Raw genomic sequence first — 26,210 nt, 5'->3', positions numbered from 1 at the left:
AAAAAAGATCGGGGAATTCACATGCTATATCAGGTCTTCAGACCGTTTCGATTATTGCACCGCTACCTTGTAGATAAAAGATATCCTCAAGGTGCGTATATTGCCGAGAGATACCGCGTCATCCGTAAACTCGGCTCCGGCAGCTATGGTACCACTTATCTGTGCGTTGATAATATACAGCAGAAAACATGTACAGTGAAACAGCTCCGGCGCAGCAGGCAAGGGCGGAAGAAATATTTCCGCATGTTTCAGCAGGAGTATGAGTTGCTCCGAGAACTTAAGCATCCTTCCATTCCGTCTGCCAGTGCCTTCTTCCATACGGATGACGGCTATTTCTTTGTCATGGATTTTGTTTCCGGTGAAAATCTAGAACAGCATATTTTTGATACGAAAAAGCAATATTACGAAAAAGAAGCTCTTGCGCTGACTATCGATGTAGCCCAAGTTGTGGACCATCTGCATTCACGTCGTATCTACCACGGTGACATCCGCATTCCGAATGTCATGTTAGCAGCGGGACATGCTTCTCTTATTGACTTTGGTCTGGCGAAGCAGTTCAGCGGTCCAAAGAGTTCTGAGGAGCAAAGTCGTCTGCAACAAGATCTGTTCGATTTAGGTGACATCCTGCTTTATCTTTTGTACACCACATTTGAAAAAACAACTAAAAAAGCTCTTCCTTGGACGGAAGAGCTCACTTTATCACCTGCTTGCAAGCATGTACTAGAGAAATTATTAGGCATTCAGGAACCTTTCTCTTCTGTATCCGAGACGATTGATGCCTTGAAAAAAGCAAAAGAAGCAGCAGATTAACTGCTGCTTCCATAACCACGACGCTTGTAACGGCTGCTGCCGCCATATCGATTACGGCCATAGCCGCTGCTGCCGCTTGAACCATAACGTCTTCCACGATGACCACTGGAATCATAACGGCGCCCGCGATGACCGCTGGAATCATATCTTCTGCCGCGGCGATGGCTGCTGCCACCTGCGGATTCTTTTAATTTACGGATGAATTTCTTGAACATAGATTTCCCTCCCTAAATAACAACTTGTCTATTTACGAAAATGATAACATGTTAGTTCCAAGAAGTACGTTTCTTTACAAATACTTAATATTTTGTCATCGAAATGAGTCTTTCCAATCTATCCTCAAACTCCTCCATACGAATAAACCGACCTTCTCTGATCTGTTCTTTTCCTTCTGCAAATACCAAGATAGTAGGTGCTCCAAATGCAAGGAATTTCCCTGTTACTTCCTGTACCTCACTGGCATCTGCATATCCTAGTTCGACTTCTGGTTGCCGCTGCAGCATATCCTCTATTCGCGGCAGCAAGGCCTGGCAGACACTGCAGCCTGGAGAAGAGATGAACAAGACAGCAAGTCTATTCGAACTAATAAAACCTTCCACTTCGTCTATGCTATGCAATTTCATTCTACCCACCTGCTTTTTGGTTGTTTCCTCCATCATATAGAATCATACCCCTCGATGGCGAATGATATGATATAGTAGGTTCTGGGGATATCCAAACATATTTTGACAAAATGCTAGATTAGCAGATTAAAGGAGAAACACATATATGGCAAAAGACGATAAACAGGAGTTGCGTCGCTCACAAAAAAAGCGGAAGAAGTCCCGCAAGAAGCGCGTAATTCGCAATATATTTATTATAGTAATACTTTTGATTCTCATCCCGGCAGCTTATGCTGGTTATCTTTATGTAAAAGCAGGTAATTTGGCCAATGATTCTTTCGTAGATGATGGCCGTGACAAATCATCTCTTCGCGACAGTGCAGTAGATCCTGCCGAAGATAGCGTCAGCGTCTTGTTTATAGGTTCTGATTCAAGCCAAAAACGGGAACAGGACAATATCGGTAAACGTTCTGATACGATGATTCTGGCTACATTCAATAAAGATGATAAAAGTATTAAAATGCTGAGCATTCCACGTGATACGTATACCTACGTACCTTATCTTGAACGCAACACAAAAATAAACGGATCGTATAACGGCGGCCCTACAGCAACAGTAGAAGCAGTCGAAGAACTGACTCAGGTTCCAGTCGATTATTATATCGATGTAAACTTTGAGGCTTTCATCAGTGTTGTCGAAGCATTAGATGGCATAACAGTTGACGTACCATATGAACTGAAAGAAATGAATTCCAAGGATGAAAAAGGTGCTATCCACCTACAGCCAGGTGTTCAAACCCTGAACGGAGAAGAAGCACTAGCCCTTGCTCGTACACGTAAGCAAGATAGTGACTTTGCCCGTAACGATCGCCAGCAGCAAATCATCGAAGCGATGATGGATAAAGCGACCGACATGAGCTCAGTTCTTAAATATTCCAGTCTTCTGGATGCTGTCGGCAATAATATGACGACGAATATGACATTTGACGAGATGAAGAGTTTCATTTCTTACGGTGTAAACAATGAATTGACAGTGGAAAGCTTGAAGCTCGAAGGTCAAGGTGGAAATGGAATTGTTCCTGGCTATAATGCCTACGCTTTCCTTCCTGATGCAACATCATTGGCTAACGCTACACAGACAATGCGAGATCAGCTAGAACTCCCTGCTCTTGATAATACAACATCTACAACCTCGCCTTAAAAAGGCGAGGTTGTTTTATACTTCTTTTGGAACGACGACACGAATTTCTCCCGGTAACACTTTAGCTTCAAAAGGAAGCGGCTCTCCTTCATCTCCATCAATGTTAACGACGAGCTCTGTATCAGAAGCAACGCTGATTTCTTTAGCTTGGAAATAAGTAACTTGCTCATTAGATGCCAAGTTACCTTTGAAGATATCGGGTATCAGCTTAACTGCCTTCGGAATGGACAATTCATTCAAAATGAAGACATGAAACAGATGATCATCTACTTCAGCTTGGTCAGCAAACTTCTCGAAACCAGCTACGGAGTTTGTCAGTGCGACTAACATCATATAAGCTTTGTCGTTATATGCTTCCTTTTCTCCTGTATGAACACTGATTCGAAATGGCGTCTTATCTCGAAATGCTTTCGCTCCCTCCATCAGATAAGCAAAATGACCGTATTTGCTTTTTTCTTCTGGGGAAACATCATACACCGCTTCCGCAATCACACCGACAGCAAGTACGTTCATGAAATATCGATCACCTAATTTACCAATATCGACAGCTTTTATATGATAATCCTCCAATAACGCTAGTGCCTGCTCCGGTTTTCGAGGTATTTGCAATGCTCGGGCAAAGTCATTCACTGTACCTAGCGGAACAAAAGCAAAATTAGGCTGCTGCTCCTTTTCGGCTAACCCATTGATACATTCATTGATCGTCCCATCTCCGCCCATCGCCAGTAGCGTTTCATATGTACCATCGCAAGCAGACGCAGCAAACTCGGTTGCATCCCCCTCTTTTTCCGTGTACTTTACTACCACTTGTTCGTGCCGCTTACCGAGTAGCGCCACTGCTTGTTCCTCGTATTGCATCGCTTTTTCCTTCCCTGATGAAGGATTAATAACCAGCATAGCCCGCACAGCTTCCGCCTCTTTCTCTTTTTTCTTTCTTATACCCTTGTTCAGAAACAAATCAAACAATTAGAGAATTAATTGACAAAAGTATTAAAAAAGACCTCCAGCAGAGGTCTTTTTATCTTAGAAATATAAATGCAGCAAGAAAGCCTATCAAAATGAGAAGAATGACCCCAGTTACCTTCCAGCTTAAACCGCCTACTAAATCAACAAGATTTCCATTTTCACTTCTGTTGAATGCATCGCTTACATTTCCAGTTGGATTTCGTTTTATTTCTTCTTGTCTCAATTTTTCTCTTCGCATTTCAGGAGTTTCTCTTTCATTACTCATTACTGCACCCCTCTCTTTTTAAAAAAGCCAGCTTTCTTCATGAAAGCTGGCTAATTTTAATTCAATCCTTCGATCGAAATTTGCTCTATCGTTGCTGATAATGCTCCATCTTGCATAGCAGCTTCAAAACTGACTTGGTCTCCCTCTTTCAGAAAGATTGCATATGGTGCATCAGTAGAATTAATGCTGTAGATGACATCCTGATCCCTCAGCAAGAATTGAATCGTTTTCGCTCCGGCATTGTCACTGGAAATGTAGAGACGATTCACTTCTCCGCTCACTTGCTGCACAGGAGCATCACCTGTGGATTCTGCTGTACTCGTATCTGCGCTAAGCTGCAGTCGATATGCTTCCAACGTGCTTTTCGCATTATCTCCAAAAACAACATAGTCAGAATCAGCCGCTCGAACATATGCATACTGCTTGAAGATGCCATTGGAATCGAGCACACTGATTACCCAGGTAGGATTACCGTCGATATTGTAAAGTACCGGCATTTTTCCTTCCCATTTTTTCTCTGGATATTCCTTCTCAACTACCTGCACAGCACCGGAAGAATCCATAATGCCATTATTCTTCTCACCACCGAAGAATGTTACTTCCCCTGTCCGGCCATCAACCATTGAGTAGCCAAGGGCAGAGTCGATATTCTCTTTTGGTGATTTGAAATCGGTGAAGTATTGGATGCTTCCATCTTCAGAGAAGACAGATGTCACGCCATGCTCCGTTCCGTTGTCGTTCGGAATCTTCACGCCGGCTTTTCCGAAGTGACGGTTCCAGAATCCACCGCTGTATTCCCCATAATACGTATTGAGCTTACTAGCCATTTCGGGTGATATTGTGTTCTCAATAAAATCTGGTGCTTCATCAGCGTCATAAATTTTTGACTCTCCGTTATACGGGTTCACAACGACAACCTGAATATCATCACCATTCGCTTTTTTAGTGAAAAGCTTCGGCTGATAGACAGTCTGAACGTACCATGCTTTTCCTTCTTCATCGACTTCCAAGCGCGCTTCCCCCTCCTGGATGTAGGACGGATAACGGGAATAAATTATGCGCTGTAAATCTTTATGGAAGTAAGCCGATGGTACATAGGATAATTTATTTTCTACAAATTCAGGCTGCGCACCAAGGTCTGTCGCATCAATAACAAAGTACCCGGATGTCTCTCCGCCTTTCAGCCATTTGAAGAAACCATCAAATTCTACAGGTGCGATGTACTCATTCGTACCACCAACTGTCTGAGTTTGAAGACTGCCGAGATGATAGAGCTGTGTATCCGGCACGACGCTCATTTTCTTGTTCATCTTATTACGAACAGAGCTAGGCGCAATTGCTATTGGTGTCTTATCTTCATCCAGTGGTTTTGCTTCTTCCTCATTCGATTTAACAACATGATCATACGTTGACTGATAAACGGCAAAATTGGCTACTACAGAGACCATTGCTCCAACTAACACAACTGCAAATAAAATAGCTGCAAGAGCGATACCTGTGTTTTTCGATTTCTTTTCTGCTTGTTTGTTTGCAAGTAGCGGAAATGCTGCAAAGAAAATGCCGATTGCGTTCAGCCACAAGATATTTTGAAGAATAAATGCTGGTAGCACGAAATAGATGATAATAACCAGTACGATATAAGCGGCAACACCTGCTGCAAAGTACTGCTTAAGCTTTGATTTACCTCTTCCAGCTGCCAAGTCAGCCAGAGCAATAAGGATAAAGCCAGCAAGACTGGCTAAAGCGATTAAAAATATCATGCTGTTCCTCCTTTTGATGTCGTACTAACTATACGGTATAAAGGAGTGAAATGTTTCATGTATAGACCATTATGTTTGACACGGGTATAAGACTGACTCTGAGCATAAGGATTCAGAGTCGCTAATTATCGGCTGTAAACTACGTATGTACCGCCTATTAAATCATGGAGTCCCCGCCTATCCTCCATCACAAGTACCATAATGGCACTAACCAGTAAGGATATGCCGAGAGTAATAAACACCAGCAGACCATTGCCAACAACCTCTCTAAGAATCATGTTGGCAAACGTAACATCTTCCCCATCTATTCGTTTGATTTTAATTCCCGTGAGCCGCTTTCCGATGACATATCCTTTCCACAGAACCGGAAGAACTGTCAGATATATAACATAACCAATATCCCATAAGTAACCTTCAGACCATTGAGTAGAAAATTCTCCATTTATGAAGTTGAGCAAAATAGTGATAGGTATAATAAGAATAAACGTGTCAATGATACTAGCAAAAAACCTGATTCCAAATCCGGCCCGATTCCTTTCAATCATTACTAACACCCCCCACCACCATTTTAACATATACTTCCATTTCCATAATTATTTATATATGCATTGAAAAATGGACTGCTCCAAAAAAGCAGTCCGTTAGCAGATTACTTGTTTATTTCTTTTTTTTCAGTTCAAATCTGTCAAATGCAGCCCAATTACCAGCATTAGCATCAGAACATACTCCAACTTCGATCTGGCCGCTGGTCACGTGAATATCATCTATCTTGTACTGTGTATAACTAGTTACCGGACTTGAGCCAATGTCAGCTACTTTTTTTGCTCCGCCGTAATCCTTTGCGAAGAAGCGAAGCTCGTTCTGACCACCACCTGAGCGAACCCAAACGCTTGCCTCATATGTGCCATCTGGTATGTTTGTTACCTTTTGTGCGCTCTGCTGCTTATAAGCATCCCAGTGCCAATGTGTAAGTTTGTAAATACCGGTAAAAGGTTCATCTGCGTCTGCTTTATGTGCTGAAACACCATTATTTCTTTCCGTCCACTGATCTAACGTTCCCGTTTCAAAGCTAGCGTTTTCAATCAGGTTGTTGTTTTCCTGTTGAGAAGGACGCGGCCATTCATAGGTCCCTACCGTTCCTGCTGGCAGTGTTGCAGCGAATTGCTTGCCTCCTGATACAACGCGGAACTTCTGGGCTTTGTCTGTCTGATTAATAACCACTGTTACGATAGAGTTGTCAGGATTTAAGAAAGAGACATTTGTAACAGAATCCTTATATCCATAGTTGCTGTCTATCCGCTTCGCACCACGATCAACAAACTTTGAATAATTACCTGTCATATAATACATTGGTATCTTCCAATACTTATTTACATTTTCTGCATTTTGTATCAACATTGTTGGATCTGGAGTACCGATCCAATGGTGGGTGTTGATATTACTATCAAGCATCGTTACCCATGCATTGTAGCTTGCTGCACCGTTTCTAAAGTATTGAGCAATTCTATCTGCTCCAGCAGTCCCCCACACAGATCTTTCGGTAAGATGAATGGTCTTATCCGAATACGTTCGGCTTATTTCCCCCATTGATTTAGGATCACCGGCATAATCATGGAAGGCGATTCCATCTATCGACTCCTCTGCCGCTTCGTCTTCGAAAACGTTTGAAACGTAATCACGAGCTTCACTGAAGTTATGATCAAATGTCCATAGTTTTGTGTCTAAATGATGGTTATCCAGTTCTTTCCGGAGTAAAATTGCCAACTCTCTTTGCTGTTCCGGTGGCATATACATACTCGGATAATCGATTTCCAGCAGTGGTTCATTTTGCATTGTCATTGCATATATTGGGATTCCCTGAGATTCGTATGATTGGACAAATTTCCGATAATAAGCTGCCAGCACTTCTGTATTTCCCTCTTCTAACTTACCGCCAATCAAGCTTTTATTTGTTTTCATCCAAGCTGGTGGACTCCATGGTGAGGCAAATATTTTAATGTCCGGATTAATTTTGAGCGCTTCCTTTAAGGTTGAAACAATATTCAAATCAATATCACGTTGAATCGAAAACTCCCTTAAATCATAATCTGTCTCTGTAATAGGAATATCATTATAGGTATAAAATGCATCTTGTGCGGTAAAATCCGAGGTTCCAATCGTGATCCGAATAACATCCATCCCGATTCCCTTTTTTGGGTCAAACAGATCTTTAAGCTTGTTTTCGCTTACCCGGAGCCATTTTCGACAGATTATAGATAGAAGATTCTTATAAAGAGGTACCAACTCCTAGCATCTCCTGATACTGCCTGTCTGGGTCTACAAAGATCGTTGTCCCGTTGATTTCTTTTTCTTTCGTAATCTTAAGAGATGACTGCTGATCTAGCTTATACTTTATTTCTTTTGGTTCATCGTACCAGCTTCTGTCAGCCGGAGCATTTTCCGAGCTAAACCATACCTTCACTTCTTCTTGTCTTGGTTTGGCCAGTGTTGACCCTGGAAACATTGACATAGTAAGAACGGCAATAAGAACAACGAATAACGGTTTTGACTTTCGTTTTACGCCACGCATGGCCTTCATCCTCCTTTCAGGTGGAAGCTTATCTTTATACTATTCACTCTATATTAAAGCGCTTACATTTTGTAGGTACCAAGCTCCTGAATTGTTTACCAAGTTATTTAGCAGCTGAAAAATAAAAGAACTTCTGTAGAAGTTCTTTTGAGATGTTAGTAATCAATAGCTACATTGATGCCGTAATTTTGTTCAAATTTATTATTTACCTGAAAAAAGTTTACTTTTGCAGAAGGTTCATACATTCAGAATGTCTTGTAAGGTATGATCAAGTGTTTTAAATCTGAAATTGTAACCTTCTCGTTCTAATCGATCAGGGATGACCCAGCGGCTTTTTAGAACCAGCTCAGTTTCAGTCTGAATAAAAACGGATCCTATTTCCAGTAACCACTTAGGGGCGGGCAAGCCGATCGGAGCATTCATTTCATGTCTTAGTTTATTCATTAATGCACGGTTTGTAACAGGTTGCGGTGCAGAACAATTGAAAACACCGCTCAACTTCTTCTTATCTCTCAAAAAGAGTGTAATTTGAAACAAGTCTTCAATATGTATCCAGCTGAACATCTGTTTTCCTGAACCTTGAATCCCGCCTAAACCGAAACGCACTAAATTCCGATACGGGGTCATGACTCCGCCCCCTTTACCCAATACAATAGCAATTCGCAAAGCAATCTGCCTTGTTTCTGGCAGCTTATATGAAAAGAATGTATCCTCCCATTTGGTAGCAACATCAACTGAAAATCCCGACCCTATCTCCCCTTCAGCTTCTGTCATCGGACGATCCTCTGCGTGACGATAAATGGTTGCAGTACTGCTATTGATCCAGAGTTCGGGCGGATTGCTGCAGGACTGGACAGCCTCACCTAAGATTTTTGTAGTTGCTACCCTTGAATTCATTATTTCTTGCTTATTTTTTTCATTATATCGACAATTCACAGATTTACCCGCAAGGTTGATGAGAAGTTCAGCGCCTTCCAATGCTCTTTGTATGGACAATCTATCTTCCCAATTAATGTGTTGTTTTTGCCTTGAGATAATGATGACATCGTAACCTAATTCCTGAAATCTCTTTTGTAAGAAGTCCCCAATAAACCCTGTCCCTCCAGCTATGATTACTTTTTTCATAGATAGACTCCTTTCTTACTTATCAATTTTGAAATCATCATACAATAATATTCCATCTCCTTCTGAAGACAGAACCTTTATAATGCGGTCATCACCTTTTGGAAAGTTGTAATTGAAAGTATCGAATGATGCAAAAAAACTGGTTTCAGATCCAGAATCAATAATCATGCATCCGCTTGAAAACCAATATTGGCTTTAAGCGGTATATGTAACCACTCTTCTCTCTTCTTATCATATTTTTCAAGTACATATTCACGACCTATAGTAATGAAAGTGTCACTATTATTTAGTATCCGAAATATAAAACCTTCTTCAGAATTTAGACTATCATCTTCTATCTCAAGGAGTACATCTTCTGTAGTCGTTATTTCATCTGTGTACTTACTAGGCTCAAGCTCTATTCCACCACACCCTGATAGAAAGATTAACAATAACAGAAGAATGATTTGTTTCACCTAGCTTCCACCTCCATACGTAAACTTTATCACACACTCCCCTTACAAAAATACCCAATTAAATTAAAAATAGATTTAATTTACGAACTCTATCCCTTCTCTAATGGGCTGCCGAATCCGGGCATGAAGTGAGCAGCTAGATGACGCGGCTTGGACTAGTACATTTATTAAAAGAGAAAAAAAAGACTGAAGAGAAAGCTCTTAATTCTCTACAATCTTTTTTATTAAATGAAAAGATAATCTGCTAGAATCACTCTCTGTAAACTCAAAGCAAAAGATACTTGACTTGTTAACGTATCCAAAGTTCACTATACTTTCTCTAGGAGGGGATAAAAATGAGTGAAGACATATCGAAAATTAATTATCGCGAAGTAATTGAATATTCATTGGATCCCTTAATTGTACATACAGATCTAAAGATAATTTATGTTAACCATGCTGCTGAAGTCTTCTTCAAAGGAAAACGTGAAGACATCATCGGAGCAAGTCCATTAGATATATTTCATGAAACTTCAAAATCAGCGATACATAAAAGAATCCAATCGGCATATGCCAAGCCTGCCGAGGTGATAGAGGAATCAATCTTCAAACTGGACGGTACAACAGCAGATGTGGAATTATACTGTCATCCTGTTTTCATTGAGGATACGCAGGCTATCCAAACATATGTCAGGGATATCTCTTACAAGAAAGATGCCGAGAGGAAAAGCAGGGAAATGATGAACCAAATCAATGAACTTTCAGCTACCCTAGTGCCTCTTTTAAACGGTATAGCTATTCTACCTTTAGTTGGTTCGATAGACGAGGAGCGTGCAAGACAGCTTTTACAACTGGTTCCCCTTAAAGCAAAGCAGCAGGATGTGCAATGTTTAATTATTGATTTCTCAGGTATCTTACAACTTGATAAAGTTGTAACAGATTATCTCTTCAAGATTAATCACGTTCTGTCTCTGCTCGGTATAAAGTCTATCTTTACTGGTATAAGACCAGAGCTTGCGATAGAAGCTGTTGAAATGGATCTTAGCTTGTTATCCTCACCAACAATGTCTACAGTAAAGGATGCTTTAGATTACCTTGGAATACATTGATTTAGAGCTCCCTCTTATTCTAATAAATCATTTCAATCCTATTTAAAGAGGAGCCGACATTTTAACGGCTCCTCTTTAAATATATTACCTTAAAGTAAAACCCTCTCAACTGCCAAAGGCCTTAAAGCATTTGTTTCATCAATATAAATAAACCCATCATACCGCTGGGCCATATGAGAGGGCACATAATTACCGAACTGTTCAAACTCCGGACGATACACTACACCTATCGCTCGATGTCCGATTTTCTGCTGGAATAAATGTTCATTTTCTTTATCGAAAAAAAGCATTTTATCATGTGCGCCGGCTCGGTGCATGAGGTCCTCCCATGATCCCCTAACTGCTTTTGGAACAACCTTTACATCATGATTGACTCCCCATTCATCCGCAGCTATTACAGTTCCGCTGTGTGTACCGAAGCCTATAACATAAACATCTTCAGGAGCATTTTGCTGTCGCATTAACTCTCCTACATTGACCATGCCGTTATGCGCCATATCTGTGGCCCGGGCGTCTCCAACATGTGTGTTATGCTCCCAAACGATCGCCTTACCTTTTGATCCATAAAACTTCATTACTTCATTCAACGCATGTACCATATGGGTATCTCTTATGTTCCAAGATTCCTCATCACGGACAACCATAGAACGATAATAATGCTCTGCATTATATGCTACGAGCGCATTAACCTCCAGGTTCAGACGGAGCTCTTCTTCACAAGGATACTGGTCTTTCTTTTTTTGAATCGTTGTCAAAAGCTTGGCTACTTGGTCAATACAGCCTTCCGAATACAAACCAGCAGAAACAGCATATTCTTGGTTGTCCCTGTTGAATGGTTCAAAACAAGTAAATGCTTTTTTAGCTATCTCCACGTCAGGAGAATCAATCTTACTTAAATAAGCAATTACTTCCTCCATGGATTCCCAAAGACTGTACATATCTATTCCGTAAAAGCCGACTTTCGGCTGCACATCATGCTTTTCATTGTATTCTTTCATCCACTCTACCAAATCGATAATTTCTTCGTTCGCCCACATCCATGTTGGCCATCGATTAAAACTGCTGAGGACATCCCTAGCTGATGTGCTCTCTGTATCGTAACCTTTAATATATCGGTTTACAGCCTGACATGCCGGCCAGTCACCTTCCACTGCTACAAAGGTAAAACCCTTCTCTGTAATCAGCTTTTTGGTTATCTCCGCACGTACGGTATAAAACTCAGACGTTCCATGGGATGATTCTCCCAACAAAACAAATTTTGCACTTCCTGCTTTTTCATTGATGATACTTAAATCTGCTTCACCTGTTAACGGAATTGCGTGTTTTTTGATTGCTTGTATGACCTTTAAGTCCATTCAAACCCAACTTTCACTCTGAATTATGTTAGGTTTAAATTGTGATAAATCAGATGAAAAAATACCTTGAGTTATAACGCTTCGCTTTTTTTAATCCACATACTTCTGCTTCTTCTTCGACTTAAGCATATCTCCCGTCCAGCCTTTTGCCTTCAAGAACCAATATACTAAAAGAGTTGAAATGAGGATCAAAATCAGAGCTCCGGCATACCCGAATTTCCATCTTAATTCCGGCATACTATCAAAGTTCATTCCCCATAATGCACCGAGCGCCATGACCGGAGTAAAAAGCACAGTCATAACAGTAAGTGTCTTCATAATTTCATTGCCTCTGAAAGAAGATACAACATCTTCAAAATCGATTAGACCTCTGATTTCCTCTTCATAAGCTCGAACAAGATTCTGACACCGTTCAAAACGATAATTTGTTCGTTTAAAATGCACGTTCTCCGTATATTTTTCTCCAAATGCTTCTACAACGCCAGTCTTAACTTCAATGAATGGAATCAGAAAGTTCTTCCAAACTAGTATTTCATGGCGGTTTTCAGCAATTTTATTAAGCAGCTTTGTATCATTATTTTCTTTTACCTGCCAAAGTAAATCCTTCAATCGGACTTCGTATTGATCAATTTTATGTAAAAAAGCAGAAACAATCTCCCCAAGAAGAATCATAAAGCCTTCAATCGCATTAGTTGCACTTTGCATTTTAGCGAGAATCTCTTTTTGTGTTGTGGTTGGCAGCAGCTTAAAATCAAGTGCTGTTGTTAGTAATGTATTTTCTCTTACAAAGAAGTGAAAAAGATGCTTTTCTTCTTTTTTATGTGCTTCTTGTACATATATGAGCGAGCCCCAAAGAGCAAGAGAGTCCTGATCTGTCGTCTTCATTTGCAGACTATTCGTGTCAGAAGCATGTATATGCTCTACCCATGGAATATCCATTGTATACGTGTTAAATTCGTCTTTTCTCCCTAAATCCTTCTTCTCATTTACCTGAAGCCACTCCCATGCTGTACCTGAAAAAGCGTGCTTCTCCATGTTTTCCCCTCCATCTTTTCTTTTTCTAATTCCCCTAGATTCTGCAGGATAATCCTTTGCCCTCCATCCATTTACTGGAGGGATTCATATCTAAGGAAAGTTAAATATCAGAATGTTTCAGCAAGAAACCCTTTACAAATTAAGCTATCTTTTTTACTATAGATGTATCAATTGCATAAGCTTGCGACGCACTGGGGGAGCTGGTAACGGCTGAGAGGAATCGAATGATTCTGACCCTTTGAACTCGATCTGGATAATACCAGCGTGGGGAAGTGCAGCCAGAATTGTCCTATTTCTTTTGTATATTCTGCGACTGCACCCTATGGTGCCGTCGCTTTTTATATGCAAAAAATTAGGAGGAAATCATTATGGAAACACAAAATTATTGCGGAACTAGCCGGATTGCCGGCTGCAGTTTTTCGGTTTATCCGATGGCAGACAGGTTCAAAGAAATAATATTAGAGGCATTGAAAACTGTAGATACGTCGAAAGTATGGATTGAGACTGATGATGTAACCACACTAGTACGCGGGAGAATTCCACACGTATTCGATGTCACTTCTGCTATTTTCATAGCGGCAGCTAAAGATGGCGATCATGTTGTGTTCAATGGTACATATTCCATCGGCTGTCCTGGTGACTCTACTGGTGATGTTTATATGGCCGAGGACGAGACAAAGCTCAATATTTCAAATGTAAAAAATATCAAGCTTGAGACAGCATCCAAATTCTCACTTTACCCTTTGGGAGGCGGAAATTACATGGACACCATCTACAGCCAGATTGAAAATATGCGTTCTCGCGGAATCACTGTTTCCAAGTCACATTATTCCACGCGACTTGATGGCAATGCTTTTGACGTCTTCGATGGTTTGGAGCATGTTTTTACTGAAACTGAGGCGTCTGGTTCATCCCATACTGTTATGACGGTGACAATGTCAGCCAACAGTCCGTCTGCTAAGGGTGTAATCAAATGAAAAGTTGGCGCATGAAAGATATCGTCGTCATGGCAGCACTTGCTGTCGTGTTCGGCATAGTTTATCTCTTATTCCTGCCGGTCAACGTCGTCATGATGGGACTAATAGGACCGATTGGAACTGACATCATCTTCGGAGTATGGTTTCTTGTCTCGATCGTTGCAGCTTATATCATTCAAAAACCAGGCGTTGCTCTTGTTTCGGAAACCATTGCTGGTATTGTCGAGGTTTTGATCGGCAGCAGTGTCGGACCAATCATCATTCTTTCTGCAATCGTGCAAGGACTTGGTGCTGAAGCAGCATTTGCCATTACACGCTACCGCTCTTATCATGTTCTTGTATTGATGGGTGCTGGTGTTGGGGCTGCCATTACAAGTTTCATCTGGGGTTATTTCCGCGGCGGCTTTGTCGCTCTTGATCCTTCTTACGTGATACTTATGCTAGTTGTCCGGATCATAAGCGGAGCTGTCATAAGCGGCTTGATCGGCAAAGCAATCAGTGAGGCGCTGGCGAAAACTGGCACATTGACGAGCTTCCCGCTCGGTAAAACATATCGCCATCGAAAAGCAGGATGAAACAGCCCCTTCTGGAAGTTGACCAGCTGACTGTCACATTTGAGGAAGAAAGCTGCTCTACCTTAACTAATTTGAGCTTTACGATACAACAAGGAGACAGCATTCTCCTTCTTGGACCTAGTGGTTCCGGAAAGAGCACACTCACGTACTGTTTGAACGGGTTGTATCCAAAAGAACTAGACGGGAAGATGAGCGGCAATATCTCCTTTGCTGGATCCAATATTGAGGAATTCAAAAGCGGAAAAATCAACTTAGAGGTTGGAACTGTATTTCAAGATCCAGAAACACAATTCTGTATGCTAACCGTAGAGGATGAGATTGCCTTCGGCCTAGAAAATAAGAAGATTTCTCCAGATTTGATGGAGTCAGAAATCGATCGAGTTCTCTCGCTTGTCGGATTGCAGCATCGGAGAAAAGATCAAATCCACACCCTTTCCGGAGGGCAAAAACAAAAACTAGCACTGGCAGCAGTTCTGGCTCTGGAGCCTCGCTTACTCATTTTAGATGAACCGACTGCCAATCTGGACCCGGCTGCTAGTAAGGATCTTGTTAAAACAATCCGTCACTTAAAAGAACAGCAGGATATCACACTCTTTATCATCGAGCACAATATTGACTACTGGCTTCCAATTATTAACCGGACGATGCTACTGGATCGAGATGGCTCGCTATTCTTTGACGGAGACTTGCGTGAGGCGGTCAATCTCTATGACGAGGAGATGCAGCAGCGCGGCATTTGGCTGCCAGAAGCTGTTCTTCTAGCCAAGCAAGCACAGCTTGCAAAGCCCTGGCCGCTTACGATTGACCTTCTCCCTCACGGCTTGCAGTTCCAAACAGAAGCACCAGAGATTAAGCAAACCAAGAAGTATATTGTCCACGTAGAAAATGCTATCTTTCGCAATAAAGATAAAGTCTTGCTAGATATCCCTGCCCTAGATATTCAACAAGGAGAATTAATAGCCATTACAGGCAAAAACGGCAGCGGAAAGACGCTTCTTTCTCGACTGATAACCGGATTGCTGAAGCCCACAGCTGGGGATATCGAGTTTCTCGGAAAAAAACTTCGTCGCTGGAAAACCAATGAACTTTATCAGCAAATCGGTTATGTGTTTCAAAATCCTGAGCATCAGTTCCTTACCGACTCTGTTTATGGAGAGCTTGCCTTTGGTCAGACAGTAAGCGAGGAAGAAATACAGAAGTCTTTGGAGGAAATTCAATTAGCTGATCAAGCCGACAAGCATCCTTTTACCTTGAGCCAAGGTCAAAAAAGACGACTCAGCGTAGCAACCATGCTTGTCCAAGAGCCTCAGCTCCTCGTGCTTGATGAGCCGACATTTGGCCAAGACAGCCATACTACTGAAGTATTGATGGATCTAATTTGGAGACATCATCAGCGCGGATGCACAATTATTATGATCACGCATGATATGGACCTTGTCGACCATTTCGCTTCACGCGTTTTGATTGTTGATCAAGGGCGTGTAGTAGAAGATAACTACCCTGCATCTATATGGAAGAAAACAGATCTGTCCGACTACGGGCTCTCCCTTCCTGCAAAAGATGCTTATTATAAGCGAATGCAGGAGGACAGCCTCTATGCATAATATCAACCCTAGCATCAAAGCAGGAACAGTGACGCTAGCTGCAATCGTTATCGCTTTTCTCTTTGATCCATTAGCACTTCTTTTGTACATAGGCTGGACGATCGCTGTAACATTGCTGTTCGGGAAGGTGCAAATAAGGAAGTATCTCCTCTATCTGCTTCCCTTCACTCTGTTCGCAATCGGTATGCTCGTATCCACTCTGCTATTTGCAAAGACACCGGAGAATCCATCTGTCACACAGCAGTTCCTCTTCTGGGACTTGCCGAGAGAAACAGTACAGAATGCACTTGCATTAGCTATCCGTGTGTTCAGCTATAGCACGCTATCCTTGCTTTTCGTCCTGACGACAGATAAAGTGGCGTTCATATTAAGTCTGATTCAGCAATGCAGAGTTTCGCCTAAGCTGGCATACGGTATTTTAGCTGGCTATCGCTTTTTACCGTTACTAAAAGATGAGTTAACAACAATTCGCTCTGCTCATCTTATTCGCGGAGCCAAAACGAATACAAGCAAATTCAGCCGATACAAACAATACACTATTCCCTTGCTGGCCAGCGCTATTCGTAAAGCCGAACGGACAGCCATTGCCATGGAATCAAAGGGTTTCACAGGAGAAAGAGATCGAACATTTTACCGTACTTATCATACAAGTTGGATAGATTGGATCTTTGCTGCAGTTATGCTAGGTGCTATTGTTCTATGTATCATTGTTTCCAAATCGTTTCAGTAAACAGCAGAAGGGTTATAATGGAGAAAAAAGGAGAGATGAAGATGTGCGGCAGATTTACATTACTCACTCCCTGGGAAGAGCTCCTGCGCACCTATGATGCTGTCTCAGAAATGGAAGAACTCGAGCCAAGCTACAACATCGCACCAACGCAGCAAATTGCAGCAGTCATCCATGACGGTAAAAAACGTCGACTGGGAACACTGCGATGGGGGCTCATTCCACCATGGGCACCAGATAAGAAAATAGGCAGCAAAATGATCAATGCCAGAGCCGAAACACTTCTGGAAAAACGCAGCTTTAAGAAAGCCTTCCAAAAACAGCGCTGCCTTATTCCCGCTGACAGCTTCTACGAATGGAAAACTGAAGACGGTAAAAAACAGCCCATGCGCATTCAGCGCAAAGATAAAACACCCCTCACATTCGCGGGTCTGTGGGAGAAATGGCAAGATGAAGATGGCTCTAATATTTTCACCTGCACCATCATCACAACCGAAGCCAACAGCTTCATGCAGCAGATTCATAACCGAATGCCGGTTATACTCTCATCTGCTTCTCAGGACATCTGGCTCGATTGGGAACAGCAAGACCCAGATAAATTGCAGTCATTGCTGAAACCTTATTCTGAGGAACTGACTGCTTATCCTGTTTCTACGCTGGTGAATTCGCCGCGAAATAATAGTGAGGAATTGATTAATCCGTTGTGAAAGGAGCATGCCCGGGGCATGCTCTTATTTTTCAGCTTTTAAACTACTATAGCTTTTTGTTTTCAAACAATGTAACTTCTTTGCAGCTGATAATAAGTCCCTGGTTAAACTGGAGATACGATCACTGAAAAAACGAAAAACCGACCGGCAGTTGCCGATCGGTATATATTATTTAAGCTGAAATACTGCTTCTTTTCCTTTAGAAATGTCTTTAGCATCTTCATTTCTAATCGGACCAATCTCTATCTCGAAGGATTTATCCTTCCACAATTTGTCGTATTCTTCTTTATCGAGAACATACACTTGGAGTAATTCGCCTGATTCGCCACTCTCTATCACTTCAGAAATCCTATAGTTAGTTAGCATACCTTCATTTAATTGCCACCAGGAATCATCTACTGTTAAAGTCGAGCTTATGCTTCCTAGTCCAATGTTTTCATCGGTTTTGTTATCCAGTGCAAAATTCACTGTTAGTAAGACCACTCCGTTGAAATCTTCAAACCGTGGTGCTTCCTCCATATTCGGTGTAAACTCTGTAAATTGGTATCCTTCCAGCGTTACCGTAGTATCGCCAAGCTCCTGACTTTCACCGATACCCTCTTTCTGATCTAGCATTGCTTTCTCACCCATATTTTCAAGGGTAGTTGCATCCTCATAAAATCCTTCATTTATGTCTGTGGAGCTTTCTTTGCTTGTATTTTCAGTATCTGCAGATTCAGATTCCTCTGCAGCAACGCTTCTAAAATCAATTATGAATGAACCTTTCCGACCGATTGCTGTTGAAATATCATCCGGATCAGTCTGTGCTGTTGGTGCTTCGATTGTACCTTCACCAGCCGCAATAGCTCCATAAAGCTCGGATTCACCAAGGGGATATGTATAAGTACCAGTGACAGATTCACCAGCTTTAATCAGATACTTATTATCCGGGTTAAGCTTAACAGGTAATTGTCCTTCTTCCGGAAGAATCTCTCTATAGTTGTTGTACTGCTGCGTCGCTCCGGGAATACTCATATACATAGATGGCATGTAGTGAACATCTTCATCTGTATCATTCGTAATCGTATATTGAGTTAGAACGACAGCACCATTGGTTTCATCATTGAAAGGAATGCTGTAGTCTGTGTGGAAATCTTTCAGACCAACAATGGAGTATTGATCCAAAGAAGCTGTAACACCATCCATATCGTGGGTTTGTGGATCGGTACTCTCGTAGAAAACTGTTGCTTCTTCCGCATCTGTAGTTGTCTTCATATAATCAATTAGTTCGGCAAAATCTCCAGATTCGGAATCAACTGCAGCGGGTTCTTCGCTACCTGTTTCTTCATTTTTATTTTCACTGTCATTTTCACTCGCTGCTTTCTCCTCGGATGCAGCAGTTTTCTCCTCTGTGCTTGCTTCTTTATTATCAGCTCCACATCCACTGATAATGAATACAGAAAGCATTGCACCAAATAAAATCATTAACTTTTTATTCATAGTTCAACCTCCGTTCAAAACTTACAATAAGCGTAACATGTTCTATAATCTGACAATATCGGCAGAAAGAAGTAAATTTCGCTATATTCCTTTTCCATTTCTGGGACTTCTCTGTCTTTCTTTGTAGTATAGAGTACCCAAATCGCTCTATAATGCATAAAATCAATGTTTTTTACCTCTTTCCACCACTTCAACACTACATTTCAAGTAGAAAAGATAATCAACTAATGTGAATTTAGTTTGCGGATAAACCCTGCTTCTCTAGGCTAGTGAAGGAAGCACGTTGTGTTCATGTTGAAGAAAAAAGAAGGTCTGTTTTATTTATTCTGAGATAGACATTCTTTTCCCTGAAATATTCCTTTGGCTCTTTCATTAGCTTCATAATTTGTCTATCAGGCACCTTCCTGATCTACTACAATGTAATAACTCAATTTTATAAATATTGATATGACAGTTCGTTCTGCTCCTACGTTTAATAGATTTCTATAGTAAGGTCTCTAAGGTAAATTTCTTATAATATATTGAGGATTAGCTTCAAATTTTAAGATAGAGACTATTGAAAGGAGCATACCTATGGCATGCTCCTTTTTAAGGTGATAAATATTGTGTCTCTATCTCTTCGAATTTTAAAAATGCTTGGGTCGAATGGAATTATATCCTCAATAAGCTTAACATCTGATTTAGGTACCCTCCGAAGCCATGCATCTCTATCAATTCTAGGCAACTTTAGATCCTCTCCTACTAGTAAGGAACCAGTGCTAACCTGGTATTCATCATTTCTTTCCTTTAAAACTTCAACTTTTTTACCTTGAATATCTCCGTAGACTTGTATCTTCACACAATCCCTTAATTCACTTGGTTCTACTACTCTAAGCTCCACTCTGACACTTATCTACAAAAGTCTCATCAATCTTACTTCTATCCTGAGTTAGTATCTTTAAGTTTCCATCCATTCCTTTAGTTAATTTTTACTCTGCATAGTTAAATTCACCGTAGAAACCTCTTCCAAAACAACACCTTCCCGTTTTAATAATTTATGCATCTCACATTTAGGCTTCCATTCTAATTGTTCTTCGATGCTGTTCTAACACAAGATCATATAAATAATGAAAAGCATCAGACTCATTCTTATATTCATTAATAATATAGTGTCCTAGCCGTTCACGAGTTTTATATACTGTCCATACCTTGCCATTAAAGAAACATCCTATTATGTAAGGTTCATCTGAAATTTTGTCCAACTCAATTTGAAATTCACCTAGATTTAGATTGCTTTCCTGTATTTTTTCAATAAATTCAGCCATTAACATAAATCACCTCATTAATAATGTTAAGGTTTCAAAGCTGATTAGTTGCAATCAACCTACAATCATAACGATTTGTTCGGTTCTGTCTAATAAATCCTTCTATTGAAGAAAAGTTGCAATAGCTGTAAAAGGAGCATGCTACTGACATACTCCTTTGATCCATTCATAAATGATTAAAGACTACCGTACTCTTCCATCACTGCCTTATCGGCACAGAATTCATAGTATTTTTTTATTAGATTATCTATAAATTCTTTTTTAACTATCTTATCTAACCATTCGTTGGGAATAAGACCCATCTTATAATACATACCCGCTAAAGAACCTGTAATAGATGCTACAGTATCTGTGTCATCACCTAAATTTACGGCTGTTAGTATTGCCTCTTTAAAAGTGGTGGTATTCCCAAAACTCCAAATCGCAGCCTCTAACGTATGTACTACATATCCATCAGAAGCAATTTCATTGATTGGTAATTTCAAGAAATCTTCTTCAAAGATTCGTTTATAGTGATGTAATTCTGTTCTGTAAGCATGATCCTCGTTAAAATTCTCAACAAACAAATTTTGTATACCCTTTAAAGCATTTGATAGTGAATTATTATGATATAACCTAAGTAATAGTTCGACAAATATGATAGACCCCACTATAGCACGAGGATGAGAATGAGTAATTTCCGTATATGTTTTTATAATCTCTGCTTTCCTCTTAAAATTAAAGTCATTGTAAAGCAAAAATGCTATAGGTGCTATTCTCATAATCGCTCCATTACCATTATCGTATTCAGAATCTCCACCACATTTTGGTGCTGGGACTTCATTTTTATATCTTTCTATAGCTTTACTAGTTGCGATACCAATATCAAATGTCTTACCGAAAGGTGTAAAATAACCCGAATCCCTGTATCGTACAAATTTATCCATCAAATTATCTATATTACCATTTTCAATAATATTTTCAATCAAACACAAAGTCAGCGAAGTGTCATCAGACCAAGTTCCTGGAGGCTGATTATGAGTTCCATATCCTGTTATATCATTTATATTAAAAGTACCTCTTTTTTTAAATTCCACTGGAACACCTATCAAATCTCCTAATATACCGCCATACATAGTTGGAAGTACTCTCTTTTTTATTTTCAAACTAAGATTTATCTTATTATCATCGTTCCATCTATCTTCCATTCTTCTACCTGACATCCTTCCACCTTCCTTTGTAGACTGTATGACTTCTATTAAATATGCCTCTTCTTTATTGTATAAATTTTACTACACATCAAGAATGAAAAATCTTTAAAATGTAAAGCAAAACTTATTTTTTGCTAAATAGAGCTCTTTTGTAACTGATAGGGAGTGTGGAATAACAAAAAAAAGACAAAACAGTTTTACCGTACTTAGTTAATTAAAAATAAACCTTGAAAGTTTAATAACTTATCAAGGTTTATTTTCTTATTACTTAATTAAATCTTATCTTTTATTTCATTCATAATCGCATCATCTTTATTTATCCACTTTTGATAAATACCTTTATCTATCAATTTCATACTTAATTTTTCCCAAATCTTATAATCACCAGTCATAGTAACAATGGATATCATGTCACCTCTTGTTTCAACCACTTCAAATTTATAACCTTTATAAATTGCTTCTATCCGTTTCTTATAAATTTTTTCTATGTCATTTTGATGGACATACTTTACATATATGGTGTTATCGGCAATCGTTTTATTTTCGAATCCAAACAGTTCAGCTTGGGAATCTTCGGAACGCAAAATTATCTTTCCATCAGCTTTAATTCCTGCAGCATATTCTTTTCCCTCATATATCGCAAAAGTATTATTTTTCATAGCCCCATATATAACTCTAATGACTCCTCAAAATTCTTCAACCTAGAAGATATAATTCTCTTAGAGTCTCTATAAAATCAGAATCCTTTTTCACTTCAATTATATTAACAAGATTATAAAATAGCTTTAATTTAACAGAATAATTATACAGAACAACTGCTGCACTATTTAATTTTCTAGACTTATCTATATAAACTTTAGTGTCACTTTTCCCTAAAAACAGAACATTATATTTATCGTTTGTACCTTTTTCTAGAAGTATTCTTTTTGGCTTTAGTACTAAAAAGGAATAAAACTGCTCATCTAAATTGGTTTTAAATATCTTTTGAATATGATTTAATGATTTTGCTTGCTCAATCTCATTTTGCACATTTGCATCATATTTTCTTACTTCTAACTTACTCTTTGAAAAAATATAAAGTGCCACTATGGATTTATATTCATCTGAAAATGAATCTACTTTGTATTCATTTCCTCTAACAACTTCAAAAAGCTCATAAATATTACTTACTTTATCTAAGGTTAACTTGATAGTGGTTTCAGGGTAATCTTCTCCACTTACCGGTGCAACACAAATAATATCTTTTTCTCTTTGAAGCACTTTAAATTCACTATCAATTAATTTATATACACTACTTAAGTCCATATTTTTACTCCTTTATGGATTTATTTGTTTAATAACTTTAAGCTCTATTAATTCTTCTATCGAGTAAGGACGACCATTTGGTTTATATTTAATTATTTGAGTTCCCCCACCTGGCTGATCAAACCAAGGAGCAATTTTACCCAGAGTTACTTCAAAATCATCAGTAACCTCATATACATAATAAGGTGCTAGTTCACTATGCGGAGCCAAAGCTCTACTTGGAAACGAATCGCTTTCAGGAGCTAAGAATGAACCTGCCGGGTTTCCATATCTGTCTATTCTCATTCCAGTATGTAATGTCTCAGTTTTCTGAGTTCCTGAAACAAATCCATCATTAGGCGGCCAATGAATTGCTCCTGTTTCTTGATCATAATATTTTGGATTCTTATATACGCTTTCATATTTTCTATATAATTCTTGACTAGGTGGGTAATCCCATTTCTTCATATTTTCAGGAATCTCAATGTCATCTAGTTGTTTACTAACCTCACTAGAGACTTTCGCGCTTTTCGAATCTATCCTTCCTACATTGTTACTACTCACTGGATTAACTTCGGCAGAACCTTTTACAGGTCCTACGCTACTCACACTAGAATCTCCATTCTTCATCATAATAGGACTTACATCGCCAGCCAAATTATGTGTGAATGAGAGATTCTCACCTCCAGCTACTTTCTGTAGTTCCTGAACCTTATCCTGTTCCTTCACAGCCCACTGACTATTACGAAGTCTGTTAGATGCTAGCTTATTGGCATGTTCTGTCAGACTAACAACATTATCTGTTTGTCCAGCAGCACTTCCTGTACTAGGTGTTTTCACATGCAGTCTTTCTGTTGGAATTTTCAACTCGATTACGTTATCGACTTGCTTCACTGCTGTATTCGTTTTATTTATCTTGCTTGCAGATTGGCCCACATCAATCACTTTACTTGTCGTACGAGCAGTTCCGCTAAAGGTTGTTACAGCTTTTCCAATTGGCAGTATATCAATAGGTGCGAGTATACCCCTTGTCCAGCGTTCTGTCGTATCTAACTCTCGGCCGGAAGCCCAGTCTTGTCCTGAGATTGCACTACCCATTTCCACTGTCGCATAAGCCGCTCCTAGTACTGCACCAGCTGGCGGGCATACAACGGTTACGCCAACGATGACGACTAAAGCTGCAATATTCACCCAAAACTCTTTTGTAAACTGCCCGTCCTCAATCGATTCATATTCAAAGGCTCGCGTATTAACGGCAGCAGTGCGGTAATCCTCGTAGCTGATATCCTCATCTGGATTCTGCACTTTCCATTCCTCAAAAGATGCTTTGATCTGGTCGGCGTAGTAGTTATCCCCGCTTAGTATATCATCTATGGTGATTTCTGTTTTCTCAGTCGTGTATTCTTGATAGGAGCCGTAATAAGAGATTGGGATTGTTTCGGTTGCACCGATATGGTTCTTGGTCGTGTAGTTGGATATGGAAGAATCGCGTACTTTCTGAACAAATTCATCTATGTCTTCATAAAAGGGCTGATCGATCTTGTCCTCCACAATATCTCCGACACTTCCGCTGTAATCCTCTAATACCTTAAAATCCTCAAACAAACGCTGATACTTATTTTTATCGCTTGTATAAGAGAACGAGACAACACCGTCTGAATCATACTTTGCTACCTTCTCGCTTGCTTCGTCCAAGTTGTCCGTAATATCTTTCATTGTATCGATCATGCCCTTGCCCCAAGCACCAAGTCCGATCAGGTTTCGCAGGCTGTCCCTTGTTTTCTCCCATTGACTGCTTCGATATTTAACGTCCAAGCATTACACCTCCAATGCATCAATGATTTTTAAAGCGATGGCTTCGTCTGTTTCGATCATTGTGTTTAAGGTATCAATCACCAAGGAGGAAATACGTGCATAATGATCCTGCAGCTCCATGAACTTCTCATTCGCTTCAGGATAAGCCTCAATAGCTTCCATCGCTTTTCCTTCTTGATAGAATTTTGTATTTTTTATATCCTCGATTGCTGGCACAGCATTTGACTGTAAATCTTCCATGATTGCCATAAGCTGCTTATAAATATCTGTAATCTCTATCGGATCGACTGTGATTGCTCCGCTGGCCATTTATCATACCCCTACTTTCTGTCGATACGGGAAGTCCAAGGCATCGAACAAAACCTTCATGAACCAGTACTGGCTTGCTTGGTAATACTGTTTCTGTGTCGTATCAATCATGATCAACTTTTTGTCCTTCGACAGGACAAGCCATTGTTGGTAATGATTCGGATTAGTGTTTATTTGCGGTTTCACACGAGGATGAAATAGCTCTATATTGACGATATCATTAGTCACTTCAATTTCTTTAATTGCATCCTTATCCTCAAGCGACAGTTCTCGTTGTAGGAAATTCTTCTCCTCTTCAGCTGGTTCACGGTTCAGTAGAGGTACTTTCTCTCCTAGCAGTTTCAGAACAAGCGGTTTGGCCATGACATACAATTTGTAAGTCTTATCAGCAGTTTCAACAAGGATAATGACTTCTTCCGCTTCTTTTTCTCTGAAAGCAAACATAAGGTTGTTGATCCGAACATATTTCTGGCTAAAAAAGTATGTATACAAGGTCTTAATGATGACAGCGCCAGATTTAGTCAGCGAACCTTTTTTATCAAAGACGCCCTTATTTATAAGCTTTGCATGCGCTTGGCTCCATGGTTCCTCTCCTTGTAGCTGAAAGATTTTCTTATCCGGCAAGCCAAATAATGCTTCTGCATCAAACGCCGCAGCAAGCAAATACAGCTCCGTCACATCAAAGGTATCGATATCCGTCTGTGTCATAGGCTTTTCACTTCCTTCACCAAGTTGTCGTTTTGGAAGTCAGCCTGATAATCAGCGATGTTATCCAGTGCCTTTTTTTGCAGTGAAGCTGCATCCTTAAGGTCAGCATGATACTGAAGCAGCAGCTCCAAGTAGGCAAGGAAGCTGTCACGTGACTTCCCTTCCCACTTCGAACCCTGCACAAGGGAAAGCAGAGCTTCCCCCTGAGAATAGGTATTATCTAGCGATTCTTTCAGCTTTGATGCTGATGATTTGGCTGTGTCCAATTCAGCTTGATCAATAATCACATCCTTTGCCACG

28 protein-coding genes, 1 pseudogene and 1 riboswitch are annotated in these 26,210 nt (G+C 40.1%); of the genes and pseudogenes, 8 read left to right on the top strand and 21 right to left on the bottom strand.

Annotated features, from left to right (window positions below):
* Positions 1-21 precede the first annotated feature (21 nt).
* Complete coding sequence (locus tag GZ22_RS05640; protein ID WP_038559699.1) at positions 22-810, top strand: serine/threonine protein kinase; 789 nt, start codon at positions 22-24, stop codon at positions 808-810.
* On the opposite strand, the gene GZ22_RS05635 is transcribed toward GZ22_RS05640, so the two are convergent.
* Both GZ22_RS05635 and GZ22_RS05630 read right to left on the bottom strand, forming a co-directional pair.
* Entirely contained in the window at positions 807-1,025 is a 219-nt protein-coding gene (locus GZ22_RS05635) for a hypothetical protein (RefSeq protein ID WP_038559696.1), read from the bottom strand. The genes GZ22_RS05640 and GZ22_RS05635 overlap by 4 nt on opposite strands.
* 84 nt (positions 1,026-1,109) lie before the next feature.
* On the bottom strand, positions 1,110-1,433 hold the full coding sequence (locus GZ22_RS05630; protein ID WP_164072045.1) for a thioredoxin family protein: 324 nt from the start codon (positions 1,431-1,433) through the stop codon (positions 1,110-1,112).
* A gap of 145 nt (positions 1,434-1,578) precedes the next feature.
* Between GZ22_RS05630 and GZ22_RS05625 the strand changes: the two genes are divergently transcribed.
* A complete protein-coding gene (locus tag GZ22_RS05625) occupies positions 1,579-2,613 on the top strand; it encodes an LCP family protein (RefSeq protein ID WP_038559694.1) in 1,035 nt (344 codons plus the stop codon).
* 15 nt (positions 2,614-2,628) lie between these two features.
* Here GZ22_RS05625 and GZ22_RS05620 read toward each other — a convergent pair whose 3' ends face one another.
* The 7 genes and pseudogenes from GZ22_RS05620 to GZ22_RS05590 form a co-directional block, all read right to left on the bottom strand.
* Positions 2,629-3,510, bottom strand: a complete 882-nt coding sequence (locus tag GZ22_RS05620) for a diacylglycerol/lipid kinase family protein (protein ID WP_038565707.1) — start codon at positions 3,508-3,510, stop codon at positions 2,629-2,631.
* A 121-nt stretch (positions 3,511-3,631) separates the two neighbouring features.
* Positions 3,632-3,844, bottom strand: a complete 213-nt coding sequence (locus tag GZ22_RS05615) for a DUF6366 family protein (RefSeq protein WP_038559691.1) — start codon at positions 3,842-3,844, stop codon at positions 3,632-3,634.
* 56 nt (positions 3,845-3,900) lie between these two features.
* On the bottom strand, positions 3,901-5,604 hold the full coding sequence (locus GZ22_RS05610) for an MFS transporter (protein ID WP_038559688.1): 1,704 nt from the start codon (positions 5,602-5,604) through the stop codon (positions 3,901-3,903).
* Between the two features lie 125 nt (positions 5,605-5,729).
* Positions 5,730-6,149 carry an RDD family protein gene (locus GZ22_RS05605; RefSeq protein WP_038559685.1) on the bottom strand — a complete coding sequence of 140 codons (420 nt, stop codon included), beginning with the start codon at positions 6,147-6,149 and terminating at the stop codon, positions 5,730-5,732.
* A gap of 571 nt (positions 6,150-6,720) precedes the next feature.
* Positions 6,721-8,113: pseudogene (locus GZ22_RS05600) on the bottom strand (glycoside hydrolase family 30 protein); the annotation flags it as partial.
* A gap of 297 nt (positions 8,114-8,410) precedes the next feature.
* Positions 8,411-9,298, bottom strand: coding sequence for a TIGR01777 family oxidoreductase (locus GZ22_RS05595; protein WP_038559682.1), 888 nt, complete (start codon positions 9,296-9,298; stop codon positions 8,411-8,413).
* Positions 9,299-9,462: 164 nt separating this feature from the next.
* The gene (locus tag GZ22_RS05590) at positions 9,463-9,753 is read right to left on the bottom strand and encodes an immunoglobulin-like domain-containing protein (RefSeq protein WP_038559680.1); all 291 of its coding nucleotides are present in this window, start codon (positions 9,751-9,753) and stop codon (positions 9,463-9,465) included.
* Positions 9,754-10,088: 335 nt separating this feature from the next.
* Here GZ22_RS05590 and GZ22_RS05585 point away from each other — a divergent pair, with 335 nt between their 5' ends.
* Positions 10,089-10,841, top strand: a complete 753-nt coding sequence (locus GZ22_RS05585; protein WP_038559677.1) for a PAS domain S-box protein — start codon at positions 10,089-10,091, stop codon at positions 10,839-10,841.
* 89 nt (positions 10,842-10,930) lie between these two features.
* Here the strand turns inward: GZ22_RS05585 and GZ22_RS05580 are convergent, their stop codons facing one another.
* Both GZ22_RS05580 and GZ22_RS05575 read right to left on the bottom strand, forming a co-directional pair.
* On the bottom strand, positions 10,931-12,196 hold the full coding sequence (locus tag GZ22_RS05580; protein ID WP_038559674.1) for an erythromycin esterase family protein: 1,266 nt from the start codon (positions 12,194-12,196) through the stop codon (positions 10,931-10,933).
* A gap of 90 nt (positions 12,197-12,286) precedes the next feature.
* Entirely contained in the window at positions 12,287-13,231 is a 945-nt protein-coding gene (locus GZ22_RS05575) for a magnesium transporter CorA family protein (RefSeq protein ID WP_038559671.1), read from the bottom strand.
* A 183-nt stretch (positions 13,232-13,414) separates the two neighbouring features.
* Positions 13,415-13,519: riboswitch (TPP riboswitch) on the top strand.
* Positions 13,520-13,599: 80 nt separating this feature from the next.
* On the opposite strand from GZ22_RS05575, the gene GZ22_RS05570 reads away from it, so the two are divergent.
* Genes GZ22_RS05570 through GZ22_RS05550 form a run of 5 tightly spaced genes read left to right on the top strand, consistent with a single transcriptional unit; the run spans position 13,600 to position 17,821 of the window.
* Positions 13,600-14,208, top strand: coding sequence for a YkoF family thiamine/hydroxymethylpyrimidine-binding protein (locus GZ22_RS05570; protein WP_038559668.1), 609 nt, complete (start codon positions 13,600-13,602; stop codon positions 14,206-14,208).
* Positions 14,205-14,783, top strand: a complete 579-nt coding sequence (locus GZ22_RS05565) for an ECF transporter S component (RefSeq protein WP_038559664.1) — start codon at positions 14,205-14,207, stop codon at positions 14,781-14,783. The genes GZ22_RS05570 and GZ22_RS05565 overlap by 4 nt, the downstream gene beginning before the upstream one ends.
* The gene (locus tag GZ22_RS05560; RefSeq protein WP_038559661.1) at positions 14,780-16,387 is read left to right on the top strand and encodes an ABC transporter ATP-binding protein; all 1,608 of its coding nucleotides are present in this window, start codon (positions 14,780-14,782) and stop codon (positions 16,385-16,387) included. The genes GZ22_RS05565 and GZ22_RS05560 overlap by 4 nt, the downstream gene beginning before the upstream one ends.
* Positions 16,380-17,117, top strand: a complete 738-nt coding sequence (locus GZ22_RS05555; protein WP_038559657.1) for an energy-coupling factor transporter transmembrane component T family protein — start codon at positions 16,380-16,382, stop codon at positions 17,115-17,117. The genes GZ22_RS05560 and GZ22_RS05555 overlap by 8 nt, the downstream gene beginning before the upstream one ends.
* 41 nt (positions 17,118-17,158) lie before the next feature.
* Entirely contained in the window at positions 17,159-17,821 is a 663-nt protein-coding gene (locus tag GZ22_RS05550; RefSeq protein WP_038565704.1) for an SOS response-associated peptidase, read from the top strand.
* Between the two features lie 168 nt (positions 17,822-17,989).
* Here GZ22_RS05550 and GZ22_RS05545 read toward each other — a convergent pair whose 3' ends face one another.
* The 10 genes from GZ22_RS05545 to GZ22_RS05500 form a co-directional block, all read right to left on the bottom strand.
* A complete protein-coding gene (locus GZ22_RS05545) occupies positions 17,990-19,300 on the bottom strand; it encodes a DUF5068 domain-containing protein (RefSeq protein WP_038559655.1) in 1,311 nt (436 codons plus the stop codon).
* A gap of 571 nt (positions 19,301-19,871) precedes the next feature.
* On the bottom strand, positions 19,872-20,180 hold the full coding sequence (locus GZ22_RS17990) for a hypothetical protein (RefSeq protein ID WP_123921888.1): 309 nt from the start codon (positions 20,178-20,180) through the stop codon (positions 19,872-19,874).
* A 169-nt stretch (positions 20,181-20,349) separates the two neighbouring features.
* Positions 20,350-20,610 carry a hypothetical protein gene (locus GZ22_RS05535; protein WP_038559652.1) on the bottom strand — a complete coding sequence of 87 codons (261 nt, stop codon included), beginning with the start codon at positions 20,608-20,610 and terminating at the stop codon, positions 20,350-20,352.
* A 170-nt stretch (positions 20,611-20,780) separates the two neighbouring features.
* Positions 20,781-21,806 carry an ADP-ribosylglycohydrolase family protein gene (locus GZ22_RS05530; RefSeq protein ID WP_038559649.1) on the bottom strand — a complete coding sequence of 342 codons (1,026 nt, stop codon included), beginning with the start codon at positions 21,804-21,806 and terminating at the stop codon, positions 20,781-20,783.
* A gap of 260 nt (positions 21,807-22,066) precedes the next feature.
* A complete protein-coding gene (locus tag GZ22_RS05525) occupies positions 22,067-22,453 on the bottom strand; it encodes a hypothetical protein (protein ID WP_038559646.1) in 387 nt (128 codons plus the stop codon).
* A gap of 37 nt (positions 22,454-22,490) precedes the next feature.
* A complete protein-coding gene (locus GZ22_RS05520) occupies positions 22,491-23,099 on the bottom strand; it encodes a hypothetical protein (protein WP_038559642.1) in 609 nt (202 codons plus the stop codon).
* Positions 23,100-23,111: 12 nt separating this feature from the next.
* The gene (locus GZ22_RS18830) at positions 23,112-24,893 is read right to left on the bottom strand and encodes a TNT domain-containing protein (RefSeq protein ID WP_051748072.1); all 1,782 of its coding nucleotides are present in this window, start codon (positions 24,891-24,893) and stop codon (positions 23,112-23,114) included.
* 3 nt (positions 24,894-24,896) lie between these two features.
* Positions 24,897-25,202 carry a hypothetical protein gene (locus tag GZ22_RS05510; RefSeq protein ID WP_038559639.1) on the bottom strand — a complete coding sequence of 102 codons (306 nt, stop codon included), beginning with the start codon at positions 25,200-25,202 and terminating at the stop codon, positions 24,897-24,899.
* 3 nt (positions 25,203-25,205) lie between these two features.
* Entirely contained in the window at positions 25,206-25,910 is a 705-nt protein-coding gene (locus GZ22_RS05505) for a DUF5081 family protein (RefSeq protein ID WP_038559636.1), read from the bottom strand.
* The gene (locus tag GZ22_RS05500; protein ID WP_038559633.1) at positions 25,907-26,209 is read right to left on the bottom strand and encodes a WXG100 family type VII secretion target; all 303 of its coding nucleotides are present in this window, start codon (positions 26,207-26,209) and stop codon (positions 25,907-25,909) included. Before GZ22_RS05500 ends, GZ22_RS05505 begins: the two co-directional genes overlap by 4 nt.
* Between the last annotated feature and the right edge of the window lies 1 nt (position 26,210).

It is taken from the genome of Terribacillus saccharophilus (assembly GCF_000725365.1).
Classification (GTDB): Bacteria; Bacillota; Bacilli; order Bacillales; family Amphibacillaceae; genus Terribacillus; species Terribacillus saccharophilus.
Note: the sequence above shows the minus strand (reverse complement) of the source record. Positions and strands in the feature narration are given on the sequence as shown.

Excerpts from the sequence above, each read along its gene's own strand:
- GZ22_RS05605 (WP_038559685.1), bottom strand. The coding sequence starts at position 6,149 with ATGATTGAAAGGAATCGGGCCGGATTTGGAATCAGGTTTTTTGCTAGT.
- GZ22_RS05530 (WP_038559649.1), bottom strand. The coding sequence starts at position 21,806 with ATGTCAGGTAGAAGAATGGAAGATAGATGGAACGATGATAATAAGATA.
- GZ22_RS05565 (WP_038559664.1), top strand. The coding sequence starts at position 14,205 with ATGAAAAGTTGGCGCATGAAAGATATCGTCGTCATGGCAGCACTTGCT.
- GZ22_RS05585 (WP_038559677.1), top strand. The coding sequence starts at position 10,089 with ATGAGTGAAGACATATCGAAAATTAATTATCGCGAAGTAATTGAATAT.
- GZ22_RS05505 (WP_038559636.1), bottom strand. The coding sequence starts at position 25,910 with ATGACACAGACGGATATCGATACCTTTGATGTGACGGAGCTGTATTTG.
- GZ22_RS05615 (WP_038559691.1), bottom strand. The coding sequence starts at position 3,844 with ATGAGTAATGAAAGAGAAACTCCTGAAATGCGAAGAGAAAAATTGAGA.
- GZ22_RS05635 (WP_038559696.1), bottom strand. The coding sequence starts at position 1,025 with ATGTTCAAGAAATTCATCCGTAAATTAAAAGAATCCGCAGGTGGCAGC.
- GZ22_RS05550 (WP_038565704.1), top strand. The coding sequence starts at position 17,159 with ATGTGCGGCAGATTTACATTACTCACTCCCTGGGAAGAGCTCCTGCGC.
- GZ22_RS05525 (WP_038559646.1), bottom strand. The coding sequence starts at position 22,453 with ATGAAAAATAATACTTTTGCGATATATGAGGGAAAAGAATATGCTGCA.
- GZ22_RS05545 (WP_038559655.1), bottom strand. The coding sequence starts at position 19,300 with ATGAATAAAAAGTTAATGATTTTATTTGGTGCAATGCTTTCTGTATTC.
- GZ22_RS05580 (WP_038559674.1), bottom strand. The coding sequence starts at position 12,196 with ATGGACTTAAAGGTCATACAAGCAATCAAAAAACACGCAATTCCGTTA.
- GZ22_RS05610 (WP_038559688.1), bottom strand. The coding sequence starts at position 5,604 with ATGATATTTTTAATCGCTTTAGCCAGTCTTGCTGGCTTTATCCTTATT.
- GZ22_RS05570 (WP_038559668.1), top strand. The coding sequence starts at position 13,600 with ATGGAAACACAAAATTATTGCGGAACTAGCCGGATTGCCGGCTGCAGT.
- GZ22_RS05595 (WP_038559682.1), bottom strand. The coding sequence starts at position 9,298 with ATGAAAAAAGTAATCATAGCTGGAGGGACAGGGTTTATTGGGGACTTC.
- GZ22_RS05510 (WP_038559639.1), bottom strand. The coding sequence starts at position 25,202 with ATGGCCAGCGGAGCAATCACAGTCGATCCGATAGAGATTACAGATATT.
- GZ22_RS05535 (WP_038559652.1), bottom strand. The coding sequence starts at position 20,610 with ATGTTAATGGCTGAATTTATTGAAAAAATACAGGAAAGCAATCTAAAT.
- GZ22_RS05625 (WP_038559694.1), top strand. The coding sequence starts at position 1,579 with ATGGCAAAAGACGATAAACAGGAGTTGCGTCGCTCACAAAAAAAGCGG.
- GZ22_RS05520 (WP_038559642.1), bottom strand. The coding sequence starts at position 23,099 with ATGGACTTAAGTAGTGTATATAAATTAATTGATAGTGAATTTAAAGTG.
- GZ22_RS05575 (WP_038559671.1), bottom strand. The coding sequence starts at position 13,231 with ATGGAGAAGCACGCTTTTTCAGGTACAGCATGGGAGTGGCTTCAGGTA.
- GZ22_RS05555 (WP_038559657.1), top strand. The coding sequence starts at position 16,380 with ATGCATAATATCAACCCTAGCATCAAAGCAGGAACAGTGACGCTAGCT.
- GZ22_RS05630 (WP_164072045.1), bottom strand. The coding sequence starts at position 1,433 with ATGAAATTGCATAGCATAGACGAAGTGGAAGGTTTTATTAGTTCGAAT.
- GZ22_RS05560 (WP_038559661.1), top strand. The coding sequence starts at position 14,780 with ATGAAACAGCCCCTTCTGGAAGTTGACCAGCTGACTGTCACATTTGAG.
- GZ22_RS05640 (WP_038559699.1), top strand. The coding sequence starts at position 22 with ATGCTATATCAGGTCTTCAGACCGTTTCGATTATTGCACCGCTACCTT.
- GZ22_RS05620 (WP_038565707.1), bottom strand. The coding sequence starts at position 3,510 with ATGCTGGTTATTAATCCTTCATCAGGGAAGGAAAAAGCGATGCAATAC.